We start from the raw sequence: 13656 nt of genomic DNA on the forward strand, positions 1-13656 counted from the left end.
TCGTATCGGATTGATGATTATTAGTCCTCTTCTTCCATCCGCCGAAGAAGAGCCTTTTGAAGAATATCTAAATACCTTGTTCTGTTAATCTTACGTCCCTTTATTTCCATATATATGTGATAAAAGTCCCCTAAGTCAATATTAAACATTGCTTCAAAATTTTCTGCTATTGTTTTTATATCAACAGTTCCCTTATCGAATGCACCACAAGTATCAAAGGCGTAAATCAGTTCTACAAGTCCACGTTTTGACCCCGTCCAGACCATTTGACAACAAGAACCATTATTTTTCTTTCGAAGTCCCTCATTTGTTAGCTCTTTTGTTCTATTGGTGAGATGAATTTTAAGTAATTCATTAGCTAAAATTTTTGCAACCTTGAAATCATAACTGGTGGAGAACTGTGGGTCTGAATCAAAAAAGGAATTATCTATAATTAAATGAATATCAGGTTTTCCACGAAGAAAATACTTATCGTCAAGATAACAAGCATTTGTCCGGTAGTATTGATAGAAAGTGAGATTCTGATTAAAGAAGGTAGTCAGAAAATCTAATTCCGAAACATAGTATTGTGTTTGAACATCATCGCTTCCGGTAGGGCGTTTCAACTCAATATTATAAATGCTATTGTAATAGATTAATTTACTGCTGATTTGCGGTTTTAAATGTTTGAAGAAATATATTTCCTCTGAATTATCACTAAAATTATATTTCAATATGAAAGACTTTAATTCAGACATTACATCTTGCAAGTAATTAATGACATTTTTACAAACATGGAGAAAGTCAGATTCGTTTAATTCGATTGTTTGAATTTCTGAATCAACATCTTGTAGTAGATTGCTGAAATAGTCTTTTATTGTTATTTCTTTCATTGATGTTTTCTTTTAATTCCTAATAGATGTGTTCCAATTCTCTCTCTTTCATATTATTTTTATATAGGATAAAACAATAAGAACCTGAATCCGTTAATAACAGTTTCAGGTTCTTTTCTCAAAAGTAGGTGAGCCTACATAGAAGGTATCATCTATCAGCACCCACAACCACGATTAACCTGATTGGTTTGCTGCCCAGAATTATCCCCTTCTTTCTTTTCTTCTTGTTTGTCTGACACTTGTTTGTCAGTACTTTCATTTACCGGAACTTCCTCTATTTGTAGTCCACAACTACATCCTTTATTGTTAGATGCAAACAGAGAACTAAAAAATCCTTTTTTCTCTTTCTTTTCCATGATTTGAAACTTATTGAATTAATAAAATAGATTGAAAACATACCCTGCGATAACTGCTGTAAAAAATATTACTGCCACTATCATAAAGACCATTTTTCTTTTGAATATACCTGCAAGCATCGACATTTCGGGTATTGCCATTCCTGCACCACCAATGATTAATGCAACCACAGCACCGATACTCATACCTTTGCCTAATAATGCCAACCCGATAGGTATTGCCGTTTCTGCCCGTATATAAAGTGGTACGCCTACGATTGCAGCAACAGGAATAGCGAAAGGATTATCAGGCCCGGCTATTTTGACTACAAAATCTTCGGGCAGATAACCGTAAATAGCAGCACCAATTCCCACCCCTATAAAGAGGTAGCCAAGAATAGGTTTCATGCTTCCCCAAGCAGCAATAAAGGATAACTTTATTTTTTCTTTAAATGGTAACTTGCGCTTACTTACAGCTTCTTCCGTATTTTCCGCTGCACTTTTAATTCTCACATTTTTCATGTACTTGATACCGCCTGTTTTCTCCAAAACATAACCGAAAGCAACAGCACTGATGAAGGCTACGATGAAATACATAATGGCAGCTTTTATCCCGACCATAACGCCAAGCATTCCTATGATAATCGGATTAAGTAAAGGTGATGCGATAAGGAATGACATGGTAGAACCGAATGGCACGCCTGCATTAAGCAAACCTACTGTCATAGGAATTGTTGAACAGGCGCAAAATGGGGTTAGTGAACCAAAAACTGCTCCGAGGATGTTACCTGTAATTCCTTTGCCGGATAGTTTTTTTTGAATTTTTTCTGCCGGAATGTACATAAGAATTATTTCAACTATCATACTTATAAGCATGAATAAGACGAGTAACTCCGCAGAGATAAACAAGAAATACTTGATTGTTTCTATTAACGTGTTCATATTTAAAATTTATGTAGATTATTTTATTTATTGAGGGCAACAACTGGGTGCTTTTTGCTCCTTTTGCGTTTCAGTAGTGGTTGGCTGTGTTGCCGGACAGCAACCTGAATTATCCTGAATCTGTATCAGTTCTTCCGTTGGGCAACACCCGCCATTAGGTGAGTTTACGGTTTTACTTTCATTAAAGCCGATTACTAACATGGCAACAATGATTACAGCACCTGTCCAAAGAAATATTTTTTGGAATAGCCGGGATTTTGGTTTACCTGTTTTTTCTGATTCGCTTGCACAGCAGCTATTTTCTTTCTCTGTCCCACAACAACTGCCTTTCTTCTTGAAATAGACCTGATAAAAGCCAAACAGTAATGATAGAATTGCAAACCCGATAAACCACCATCGGTATTCGGCAAAAAAACTAAGCTGTGAAGCACCAATGCCTAATGCAGCAAGGATACCCGCTAATATTGGTAGTCCACAGCAACCTACTAACCCAAGCATAGCAAGAATAGAGGATAATACCCCCATAATTGTTGTCCAAATTGTTTTTGATTTACTCATTGTTTTCTGTATTATTTTATTGTTTATCTCATTAATCCTATATCGTAAATATACGATAATATAGGGTAAAAAATTTTATTCAAAAAGCTCTTTGAAAAATTGTTTTGCAATAGTATAATGTTCTTTACTAATACAATACCGAACCTTCGGTGGAGTAATTTCGCCTTCAATCAATCCTGCATTTTTTAGTTCTTTCAAATGCTGTGAAACGGTAGATTGAGCAATAGGCAAATCTTCGACTATATCACCACAATAGCAATAGTCCTGCTTTGAAAGAAGCCTTAAAATGGCAACCCTTGCCGGATGGCTTAATGCTTTAGCATAACGTGCTATTGCCACATCCTTTTCATCAAATTGTTCTGCTTTACTAAATGCCATATCTGTTACTTTTAAATCAATCGCAAATATACGATGGATATTTTGATTAAAAAAATTAGAAGCTATAAAAAAAACCGAAACTTAAACTATTTCCGCTAAGGTCTAAGCCCCAGCCTTTTTCTCCCAAAGCATTTATATCGCTATCTGTATCCCTGTATCCTAAGAATCCAAAATGGGCTGCTAAACTAAACCTATCAGTCAGACCAATTATCATGCCCGGTTTCACTCCAACCTGCCAAGCGGTTTCAGATTTACGACCTGTCGGCTTGTCATTAGATAAACCGAATGTTCCATCCATAAACAGCCTTACTTTCCCTGCTGTAAAGTAAGAATAACGAGCGTATGGATTTAACGTGAAAGAATTAATTTTTAAGTCTTCGTGTTTAGTGTATTGATAACCGATACCAATTCCAAGATACCATTTACTTGAGAGGCTGTAACCTATATCCGGCGTTATGGATAAGGTTGTTTTATCTGCACTGTTATTGTTCCAAAAGCCCAAAGAGCCACCAAGACAAAAATCTTGTGCATTAGCTATGCTTACCGCAAAGACAGCTATAATCACCATGACAATTTTCTTCATCGTTTTCTTTTTAATTATTAATAATTATTGCAAAATGAAACTCCCAAACTTGCTGGGTAACTTTAGATTATTAGCGGGAACAACAGCCACTTTGGACAACCTTCTTTGATGCAGCAATAAGGTCGGATTCTTTAGGAACTCCTGTGAATTGCCCCGTTACAAAACCTTGTTTGTTTATCACGATGGTAACAGGTTCTTTCAAGGGTTCTGTTATTTTAAGTGTTTTCAGTAGGTTTTCGTCAGCCTTATTATCTGCATCCACTTCAATCGTTTCGACTTTGCCGGATAATGCTTTTTGAGATTCTTTGCATACAGATAAAGCTTTTTCCTTATCCTTTAATCCCTGTTTGCTAATCACAACAAAAATCGCTTTGCCCTGTTTCAATACAGAAACAATTTCATCTTGTTTTGTAACTTGACTGCTATTTGTAGAAGTCATTTTTTCTTGCGCATAACTGCCAGTGACAGTCATAAGTGAAAGCAAAAATATTGCAATGCTTTCACTGATTTTCAATTTTCTTTTTTCCATATCACTATATAATTAACTTATTTTATCGCATATCGTAAATATACGATGATTTGTAATAAAAAAATATCACTCGAAATCAATCGCAAATATACGATGAAAGATTTGATTCGCCAAACAGGAAGAGAAAAAGATGATGTCCTTTTCTCTTTATCCCTGTCTTATAGCATTATATATTTTTTCTTTCGCTTGACAGTAGTAAAACTGCCGTCTGAAATCACCTTCACTTTATAATCCTTACCCTTTAATCATAGTAAGCAACATCTTAAATTGCTTGCTTGCATACAAAGCATGAGGAATACCCGCAGGCATAATTATAGACTGACCAGTAACCAGCATCAAGGGTTTACCGTTTATGGAAATTTCAGCTTCTCCGTCTAAAATTTCTACCATAGCATCAAATGGGGCGGTATGCTCGCTTAGTCCCTGTCCTTTGTCGAAAGAAAACAGGGTAATGTTGCCTGCTTCATTCTTCAATACTTGTTTGCTGATTACTCCACCAGTTGAGTATTCAACCATTTCTGCCATATTCAGTATGACTCCTTTTTCAAATAATTCATTCATAACTATATTCTTTTAACAACATCCACCGCATGAACACCCCCCAGAGTTTTTTCTTCCGGTAACTGTTATGGAAACAATCGCATTCACGGTTTTGAAAGCATTTATTTCATCTTCGTTAAGATACTTTTCAAGAATTTCATCGGGAATGGTAATTTCTTTTTCCTTACAAATGATAATTTCTGCAAATCCAGCTTCTTTTATTTTCTCAAGATATTGAGCTTTTGGAATTGCTCCCGATACACAACCGACGTACATTTCTGCTGCATGTTTCAACTTTTCGGGTATTTCTTCATTGAGAACGACATCCGATATGCAAAAATGTCCCCCGGTCTTTAACACACGGTATATTTCATGGAATATCCGGTCTTTGGAAGGTAGTAAATTCAGTACGCAGTTACTTATAACCACATCGGCACGACCTGCACTTACGGGCATATCTTCAATATCTCCCTGCCGAAAACTCACGTTTTGTATTCCACGTTTCTTTGCATTGGCTTTAGCCTTTTCTATCATGGGTTCTGAAAAGTCAATACCAATGACTTTTCCTTCATCACCAACTTCTGCCTGTGCAATAAAACAATCATTCCCAGCACCTGAACCGAGGTCAATAACAGTATTTCCTTTCTCTATACCTGCATATTGGGTAGGCAATCCACAGCCAAGTCCGAGGTCAGCATCTTCGTTGTATCCTTTGAGCGTTGAATAGTCATCGCTCATAATATTATAGACTTCTTTTGTAGGACTGCACCCACAACAACAGCCTGTTTCTTTTCCTTGCAAAGCAATATCGCTATATTTCCGTTTTACTATTTCTTTTAGCTTATCATTACTATTATTCATAACTTATTGCTGTTTTATTCCCATTCGCCGGAACAGGCACATTTGGGCATTTCTTTCTTTAATATCTGTGTAATGTAAAATTCGGAAAACTTATTCTTTATCTCAAACCTTGTCCGATAAAACGGGTCTTTGATAAATTCCGGTGTACCTTTTGCTCTTGATGGGTCACTAAATCCGAAGTGCAGACGTTGTGTCACTTCGCCTGTAAATACAGGGCAGGTTTCATTGGCTTCATCACAAACGGTTATTACATAATCCCATACCTGACCAATATATTCATTCACATTATGCGGTTTGTGATTGCTAATGTCAATTCCTACTTCTGCCATTACTTCAATAGCCATCGGATTTACTTCATCAGCAGGTTTTGTACCTGCTGAAAAGACTTCGATTTCTTCGTCAAACGATTGCAGAAAGCCATGAGCCATTTGGCTGCGACAGCTATTTCCTGTACATAGAATCAATATTTTCATTGCATTGTATTCTTAAAAAAATGTTCCATAAACAAGACCGGAGATAGTTGCCATGATAATGACCAGTGTTACATATACAACCGTCTTTTGCGTACCCATCACACCACGAATAACAAGCATATTAGGCAGGGAAAGTGAAGGGCCTGCCAGTAGCAAAGCCAATGCAGGGCCTTTTCCCATTCCGGAAGCGAGTAAGCCTTGAATAATAGGCACTTCGGTCAGCGTTGCAAAATACATAAATGCCCCTGTAAAACTGGCAAAGAAGTTCGATAGCAAGGAGTTCCCACCTACCGCCCACTCAATCCATTCGTTCGGTATAACACCCGGAATGGCTGTATTGTCGTGTGTAGAACCGAGCAGGAAACCTGCCGTAACCACACCGATAGCGAGCAAGGGCATTATTTGTTTGGCAAATCCCCACGCCGAAAGTGTCCATTCCCGGTTTTCATCATCCCGTTTATCAAAGAGAGTAACGAGAGATAGAGCAGCAATACCAACAATCATCGGAACAAGCGGGACTAACTTCGGGTTTGGTATGAATTGGTAAGCCAGAAACGCAGATAATCCTGTCGCCAAAACACCTGTCAGCACCCATTGCCATTTAATTTTCAATATAGTTACGAGGGAATAAGCGAGTATAAGAGAAAGCGCACCTGTTATATGCCATTTATAAGTAAATATGTAGAACCATATACTTGAAGTATCATCGGCTGCAGGCGCACCCCAATTCGCAAAGACAAGAATAAATACCAGTGTAAAGAAATGGAGCATAGTTTGCGACATAGGACGTTTAGCAGGTGGAGGAACAATATTCATTTGTTCTTCTTTTTTGGCTTTTTCTTCTTTTCGATAGATAAAAGACATAATCAGTCCGATAACAACTGAAAATGTAATTGCCCCAATCATGCGGGCAACACCCATTTCCACCCCAAGAATACGCCATGTGAGAATAATGGATAAAATGCTAATTGCAGGTCCTGAATACAGGAACGCAATGGCTGGTCCTAATCCTGCTCCACGTTTATAGATGCTTGTAAACAAGGGTAATATAGTACAGGAACATACCGCCAAAATAGCACCAGAAACAGCGGCAACCGTATAGGACAGCCATTTCTTAGCATTTGCTCCGAAATATTTCAAAACTGCCCCCTGACTGATAAAAACGGCTATCACACCTGCAATGAAAAAGGCAGGTAGAAGACACATGACAACGTGTTCTTGTGCGTACCACTTCGACAAGTCGAGTGTTGCATCAATCGCTGTCATAAACCGTTCACTGCCTAAGGGTAGGAAAAATACTCCGGCGAAAATGACAACCATCCAAAGAAGGATTTTCAACTCTTTTTTAGTTTCCATGTGTAGCTTTATTATACTCCCAACAGTTGGCGGATTTCGCTTTCGGAAGGAACGTGACCTTTGATTTTTACTTCACCGTCCACAACTATGCCCGGCAAGGTCATTACATTATATTTCATGATTTCCATAATATCTTCCTGTTTGGACAATTTTATATCTAATCCGTTATCTTCAATTACTTTCTTTACTGTTTCGTAGGTTGTTTTACATTTGGCACAACCTGTACCTAATACAATGATTTCCATATTTGTAATTATTAAATTCCTGTTATTATATAATAGATTCCGACAACAATAAATATCGCTGCCACAATCCATTTGAACCATTTTTGAAAAACACTCATTTTGTTATAGAATTTCCCCACGTTACTCACGCTATATGCCAAAAGCCATGCGATGATGATAACGGGTAATCCCGTTGCAATAGCAAATACAGGTGGAAGCAGTAATCCTGATGGGCTGGCAATCGTCATCGGGATTAATCCGCCGAAATACAAAACCCCGCTATAAGGGCAGAAAGCAAGCGCAAAAAGTAATCCCAGTAAGAACGCATCGAGGTAGGTTTTCTTTCCTTCTTTGTTTTCTATCTTTGAAGTTAGCTTATTCATTCCCGGAAGCTTTATTTTGATAATGTCCAACATAAATATTCCGATAATAACCAATGCTATTCCCAGCCACATCCCACCTACGTTTTGCAGTAATTTGGCTACCTGAAACTGGCTTGCTCCGAAATAGAAAATCAATCCGAGTACCGTGTAGGTAAACATTCTACCAAGCGTATAGAATACACCATTGAACATTACCCTACGTTTATCGCCTATATCTTTACTCAAGTAAGCCGTAGCAGTAATATTGGTTGCCAACGGGCAAGGGCTGATTGCGGTCATTATTCCCAAGAGAAATGCTGTCAATAATGGAAAGTTAGACCCATCGACAAGGTTTTGTAAAAACTCCATCATAACCTTTTATCGACTTCGGTTTTGATAAGGTCGGTAAGGTTTTCAGGACTATTCAAAGCGTTGGCAAATGCTTTGTCGGTAATATCTATGGAATTGTCCCCTTTAGAAACAATGAGGGCATTCCATGTTACTTCGTATTTTTCTACAAGTGAAGCATTTTGCTCTTCATCGGTTTTTACTTCAATGAATTTTACACTGGGATTGTCCGCATAAAGTTCTTTTATGGTCTTTTCTGTCACATCACCCACTGCAATGCAGGTTTTACAACGTTGTTTGCCGTGGAAATAGTAAACGTTCACAGTAGAAGCATCCGTTACTTGTTCTTTAGCTTCTGTTCCAGTAGTTTGTCCGTTGTTCTTTTGTGTATTACCACCGCAGGCAACTAACAAAGTGGCGAAAAATACGATTAAAATACTCTTTTTCATTTGATTGTCTTTTTATTGGTTTGTACTATGTTTATTTATAATATTTCTTCCGAAGCCAAAATGCTAAGTTTACCAACAGGATTAATACCGGGACTTCAACCAACGGCCCGACTACTCCGGCAAAGGCTTGTCCGCTATGTAATCCAAATACGCCGATTGCTACTGCGATAGCCAGTTCAAAGTTATTTCCGGTAGCAGTGAAAGCGATGGAAGCATTTTTATCGTAAGAAGCACCCATCCACTTACCTGCGAAGAAACTAAGCAGGAACATTACGACAAAGTAGATAAGTAACGGTATAGCTATACGAACTACATCCATTGGTATTTGTACAATCAGTTCACCTTTCAGGCTGAACATAAGAATGATTGTAAATAACAGTGCGATTAAGGTTATCGGGGATATTTTCGGGATAAACTTTTCCTTATACCATTGTTCGCCTTTCAATTTCACTAATATAAGTCGGCTCAATATACCCATTAGGAAAGGAATACCTAAGTAGATGGCAACTGTTTCGGCAATCGTACCGATAGAAATATCAACGATAGCCCCTTCAAACCCGAAGAGGGGAGGAAGCTTAGTAATAAATAACCAAGCGTAGAAACTGTAAAAGAATACCTGAAAGATACTGTTCAGGGCTACTAAACCAGCACCGTATTCCGTATTTCCTTCCGCCAAGTCATTCCACACAAGAACCATCGCTATACACCGTGCTAATCCGATAAGGATTACACCTACCATATATTCCGGGTAATCATGTAAGAAGATGATGGCAAGTAAAAACATTAATATCGGCCCGATAATCCAATTCAGGATTAACGAGACTGATAATATTTTTACGTCCTTGAAAACCTTCGGTAATTGTTTATAATCGACTTTTGCCAATGGCGGATACATCATTAAGATTAAACCGATGGCTAAAGGGATGTTTGTAGTTCCACTGGATAATGAATCTATCGTAGTGCTGAACGATGGGAAAAAGTAACCCAGTCCAACTCCGATAGCCATTGCCAAGAATATCCAAAGAGTGAGATTCTTATCTAAGAAACTCATTTTTTTCTTACTCATTGCCTTCTGATTTTTTATTATTGAAAATAAGCAGCCAATGTCCGACATCCCGCCATTTGTCAAACTTCCATCCGATTTCTTTCATGTGAGAAGATTGCTTAAAACCAAATTTCTCATGTAACTTCACGCTTCCTTCATTTGGGATGCAGATTCCGGCAATTAACACATGAAGGTTTTCCCTATCTATGTTTTGGAATAAATGTTCGTACAGCGTAGAACCCAGCCCTTTCCCTGTATAGTCTTTATCTAAATAGATGGTAACTTCTTTCGTAGAAGAGTAAGCACATCTGCCGTTCCATTTATGGATGTAGTAATAGCCCACTACTTTGCCTTCAATTTCACCTACATAATAAGGAAAGCCGGAATCAATAATTTCATTGATTCTTTCTTTCATTTCAGTTTCAGGCACAGGGGTTGTTTCAAACGTTACAGCCGTATTCTCAACGTAGTAGTTGTAAATCTCACAAATCCTACGGGAATCTTCTAATTTCACTTTTCTAATCAGCATCCTATTTCTAATTTATTACAATCGTACATTTGCGAATAGTGCGTATTTCGTAGATGTACGAATATACAACATAAAAAAACACTAATTTTGAGTATCACAACAACTGTCTGCAACTTCTACTTCGGTCAATAAAGCTTCAAATAACTTTTTCGCTAAAGACCAGTTTTTCTTATTAATACAATACTTAACAGAAGGCAATGTAATTTCGCCCTGTATCAAACCTGCATCTTTCAGTTCTTTCAAGTGTTGAGACAGCGTACTTTTTGCCACAGGCAAAATTTCCGACATATCTCCATGATAACAACAAGTCTGACTTGCCAATAATTGTAATATGGCAATTCGGACTGGATGGGAAAGTGCTTTGGCAAAACGTGCCATTTGCTCCTGTTCAACTGTATATCCCTTTTTTGCTTTTTTCATCTTCTTTGTTTTATTGTTCGCAAACATACGAACTATTTTTCAAACCACCAAACATTATTCAGAAATTTAGTGCAAGATGAAATCCGCATGAATAATTTAATGTAACCACCATTAAGTTAATGGTGGTTACATTAAATGAGATAAGCCTAAAGTAATACTGTCTTTATTCACAAAATCAAAGGCTTTGGAATATTACCTATGCTGGGTCATCATTACAAGTTTGGAAAAAACTACCGCTTTTATTAGAAAAGGCGGTAAAATAATCCCGCTATCATTGTCCAGTGCAAGGTGCAAGTATCTATATAGATAAGCTTGCACCTTGCACTAAGGCTAATACATTGAAGGCTAAATATTTTGTAAACATGAAAATTATATGTATCTTTGAACCCAAGATATATGCAGAAGTGCATAGGTCAAAGGTGGACAAATAGGGGTTATTAAATTTGTGCCTATTTCGTTACCGATAATAAGTTTGGGAAAGTTAAAGCATTGACTTATACGCATATCCGGGGAAAAGGTTCATGTACCTCTCTCTCCGCAAACAAGGCTGAAAGTCAATAGTTTGCGAAACAAGCACCCAATTTTACACCCAAGAATGTAAAGTTGGGTGTTTTTGTTTTGCTTCCTTGTGAGGCATCTTCCTATTCACTTCACCCAAAATTTTCCTAAAAAAGGGAGATTAATTTATCTCCCTTCATTATTTTTTCGGAAAAGCTCTTTTATTATTTTATTCGAAATTAACATCGACAGCTAACAACTGACCTGATTTAGGATTAGTAGATACCCTATATGATACAAGTTTGCCTTCTGAATTGAATAGATTTAATCCTTTAGCAGAATTAGAATGAAAAAATACATTGTTCGGTTTTCTTTCAATAAAGCCACAATACTTTCCAAATTTATCCTTTATAATCTTTACGATTTTTCCTTTGTATCTAAAATCAACATCATCAACTAAGTCAGTAACATGTTGATTGTTTTTCCTTACTCTCTTCAACAGCAATAATGTGAAGTCTTTATTATCTTTAATTCCATGAGGACTTTTGTGAAGTTCTTTCTCCCAATGCTCTCTAGTTTTATCAAATATATCAATTGATTCAACAAACTTAGCTAATGTTTTGTCATCGCTTTTAAGCACATTTAGAATCAATCTAGAATGTTCATCAACCATTTGCTCCGAGTTAATATTAGGACTTTTTCCCGCAATTAATTCTCTAAAAATCATCATTAAATGGTATTTATAAGTATAGTGTTTTGGCTTATCTAACTTATTCTTTCTAAACAACTTCTCGAGTTTGTAAAATGTCAAACAAGAGGCAAAATAAGGGAGTTTACTTTGGTAATCCTTAAACAGTATATTAGAGTAAGTATCAAGCAATTTAGATTCATGCCTATGTGATAAATGTGGCTCGTTAATAAACATTGATACAAATGAATGTACTATGATTCTAAAGTTCAATTTTTGATATTGTGTTATTGACGGATTATGGTCATATTGTTTGGATCTTCTTTCGTAATAGAATCTTTCATACTCAGGAGATAGTGCATTAATAACATCTTCAAGCTCTTTGTGGAATTTTTTTGTAGTCTCAAAGGCTTCATCCAGCACTATGTTTTGTCTATTAGTACCCCTAACTACCTGATTTGTAATTTCAATATCTTGAGTTGAAATCAACTTAATTACTAGTGGAACGGTATTGCTTTCTTCTACATTAAAGATAACATGACTTGTTTGACAACCATTCACTATTTGGGGATTTTTTATGGTAATCTGCCTATTGCTGGGGGTATATTTTTCGCAAACAATGGTAATGCCATTGTTCAATAAAGCAAACTTTTCAGGCTCTTCTTTTATGGTTCTACCTATTTCAGTATTTATATTGTTATCTCCTTGAAAATCACGGACATTATCATCAAATAGCGATTTTCGGATAATACCTTCATCTGTTGATAATAACTTCTTTAATTCACTTGCATAGCATAACAGCATGCATGAATTATCAACTTTATCTACAGAAGTTAATGGCATGGTATCAATAGAGTTTAAGACAACCTCAAAATTATTTTCATTAGAATCAATTATCCCTTTGAATCCATCAATGTCGATGAAATGTATTACAGGTTCTTTATATGTGTTTAAGCTATTGACATCATCTTTAAATTGTTCCGCAAGAGCTAATTGATGCTTGCTGTTATGCCACTTGCCCATAGCGACATAGTATAAGCGTACATTAGGATTATCTTCCCATTTATACACGGCTTCTTCACTTATTAAAAAGTCCTTTATCTTAATGAGTGATTTTATTTCGGGACTATGAGGTTGCCTTTGCTTTTCAGATAAAAATTCACGAACCCCATCCGCAAAGTTATTAAACTCTCCTTTGTCAAAATCAGACTTGTATTTTGATTGTATAAAGATAAATTCGACTGACACTCGTGGAAATCTTTTAACAAGATCTTTTGCTTCTGCTAAATCTCGAATAAGTAAACCATTCAACTTTATAGCAATACCATCAATTCCCATGTCATGTGTTCCACCGACATTTACTTTTTCCAAAAGTTCGTTATCTCCATTAAATGCATCTGGCTGATGAGAAGATAATATAACATAATTAACATATTTCTCGAAAGCATTTCCATCTGCAATATCATTCAATTCTAATTGCTCCCGAAATTTCTTAAATTTCGCATTAATAATTGGCTCTAGATTCATGAGTGTTTATTTTATTGTTAATTTCCTCCCAAAAATACTAAATATTTCCGAAACAGCCTGATTTACATCCCTAAACCTTTATTTTTGCCCATTTCCGACTTCTGTATAAACTTTATTCCTATTGATTCCTGAAACTCTT

The 13656-nt window shown here is 36.6% G+C and carries 18 protein-coding genes; all 18 read right to left on the reverse strand.

Annotated elements, in window-relative coordinates; translation table 11 throughout:
* Positions 1-20: 20 nt before the first annotated feature.
* Positions 21-872, reverse strand: coding sequence for an RteC domain-containing protein (locus D0T66_RS01080; protein WP_163219578.1), 852 nt, complete (start codon positions 870-872; stop codon positions 21-23).
* A gap of 155 nt (positions 873-1027) precedes the next feature.
* Complete coding sequence (locus D0T66_RS01085) at positions 1028-1228, reverse strand: hypothetical protein (protein WP_163219568.1); 201 nt, start codon at positions 1226-1228, stop codon at positions 1028-1030.
* A gap of 18 nt (positions 1229-1246) precedes the next feature.
* Positions 1247-2149 carry a permease gene (locus tag D0T66_RS01090; RefSeq protein ID WP_163219580.1) on the reverse strand — a complete coding sequence of 301 codons (903 nt, stop codon included), beginning with the start codon at positions 2147-2149 and terminating at the stop codon, positions 1247-1249.
* Positions 2150-2176: 27 nt separating this feature from the next.
* Positions 2177-2707 carry a hypothetical protein gene (locus D0T66_RS01095; protein WP_163219582.1) on the reverse strand — a complete coding sequence of 177 codons (531 nt, stop codon included), beginning with the start codon at positions 2705-2707 and terminating at the stop codon, positions 2177-2179.
* A gap of 75 nt (positions 2708-2782) precedes the next feature.
* A complete protein-coding gene (locus D0T66_RS01100; RefSeq protein ID WP_163219584.1) occupies positions 2783-3085 on the reverse strand; it encodes a helix-turn-helix transcriptional regulator in 303 nt (100 codons plus the stop codon).
* A 55-nt stretch (positions 3086-3140) separates the two neighbouring features.
* On the reverse strand, positions 3141-3668 hold the full coding sequence (locus tag D0T66_RS01105; RefSeq protein ID WP_163355174.1) for an outer membrane beta-barrel protein: 528 nt from the start codon (positions 3666-3668) through the stop codon (positions 3141-3143).
* 70 nt (positions 3669-3738) lie between these two features.
* Complete coding sequence (locus D0T66_RS01110) at positions 3739-4197, reverse strand: hypothetical protein (RefSeq protein WP_163219587.1); 459 nt, start codon at positions 4195-4197, stop codon at positions 3739-3741.
* A gap of 234 nt (positions 4198-4431) precedes the next feature.
* The gene (locus D0T66_RS01115) at positions 4432-4758 is read right to left on the reverse strand and encodes a cupin domain-containing protein (RefSeq protein WP_163219589.1); all 327 of its coding nucleotides are present in this window, start codon (positions 4756-4758) and stop codon (positions 4432-4434) included.
* A 12-nt stretch (positions 4759-4770) separates the two neighbouring features.
* Positions 4771-5598 carry an arsenite methyltransferase gene (gene arsM / locus D0T66_RS01120; protein ID WP_163219591.1) on the reverse strand — a complete coding sequence of 276 codons (828 nt, stop codon included), beginning with the start codon at positions 5596-5598 and terminating at the stop codon, positions 4771-4773.
* Positions 5599-5612: 14 nt separating this feature from the next.
* Entirely contained in the window at positions 5613-6071 is a 459-nt protein-coding gene (locus tag D0T66_RS01125; RefSeq protein ID WP_163219593.1) for an arsenate reductase ArsC, read from the reverse strand.
* Between the two features lie 12 nt (positions 6072-6083).
* Complete coding sequence (locus D0T66_RS01130; protein WP_163219594.1) at positions 6084-7427, reverse strand: permease; 1344 nt, start codon at positions 7425-7427, stop codon at positions 6084-6086.
* Between the two features lie 11 nt (positions 7428-7438).
* On the reverse strand, positions 7439-7672 hold the full coding sequence (locus tag D0T66_RS01135; RefSeq protein ID WP_163219596.1) for a thioredoxin family protein: 234 nt from the start codon (positions 7670-7672) through the stop codon (positions 7439-7441).
* An 11-nt stretch (positions 7673-7683) separates the two neighbouring features.
* The gene (locus tag D0T66_RS01140; protein ID WP_163219631.1) at positions 7684-8382 is read right to left on the reverse strand and encodes an aromatic aminobenezylarsenical efflux permease ArsG family transporter; all 699 of its coding nucleotides are present in this window, start codon (positions 8380-8382) and stop codon (positions 7684-7686) included.
* Positions 8382-8810 carry a nitrophenyl compound nitroreductase subunit ArsF family protein gene (locus tag D0T66_RS01145; protein WP_163219598.1) on the reverse strand — a complete coding sequence of 143 codons (429 nt, stop codon included), beginning with the start codon at positions 8808-8810 and terminating at the stop codon, positions 8382-8384. Before D0T66_RS01145 ends, D0T66_RS01140 begins: the two co-directional genes overlap by 1 nt.
* Positions 8811-8841: 31 nt before the next feature.
* Positions 8842-9876, reverse strand: a complete 1035-nt coding sequence (arsB, locus tag D0T66_RS01150) for an ACR3 family arsenite efflux transporter (protein WP_163219600.1) — start codon at positions 9874-9876, stop codon at positions 8842-8844.
* Entirely contained in the window at positions 9869-10384 is a 516-nt protein-coding gene (locus D0T66_RS01155; RefSeq protein ID WP_163219602.1) for a GNAT family N-acetyltransferase, read from the reverse strand. The genes arsB and D0T66_RS01155 overlap by 8 nt, the downstream gene beginning before the upstream one ends.
* A gap of 81 nt (positions 10385-10465) precedes the next feature.
* Entirely contained in the window at positions 10466-10804 is a 339-nt protein-coding gene (locus D0T66_RS01160; protein WP_163355175.1) for a helix-turn-helix transcriptional regulator, read from the reverse strand.
* Between the two features lie 727 nt (positions 10805-11531).
* Positions 11532-13517, reverse strand: coding sequence for an AIPR family protein (locus D0T66_RS01165; RefSeq protein ID WP_163355176.1), 1986 nt, complete (start codon positions 13515-13517; stop codon positions 11532-11534).
* Positions 13518-13656: the final 139 nt, after the last annotated feature.

Origin of the sequence: Dysgonomonas sp. 25 (assembly GCF_010501075.1) — a bacterium.
Taxonomy (GTDB): Bacteria; Bacteroidota; Bacteroidia; order Bacteroidales; family Dysgonomonadaceae; genus Dysgonomonas.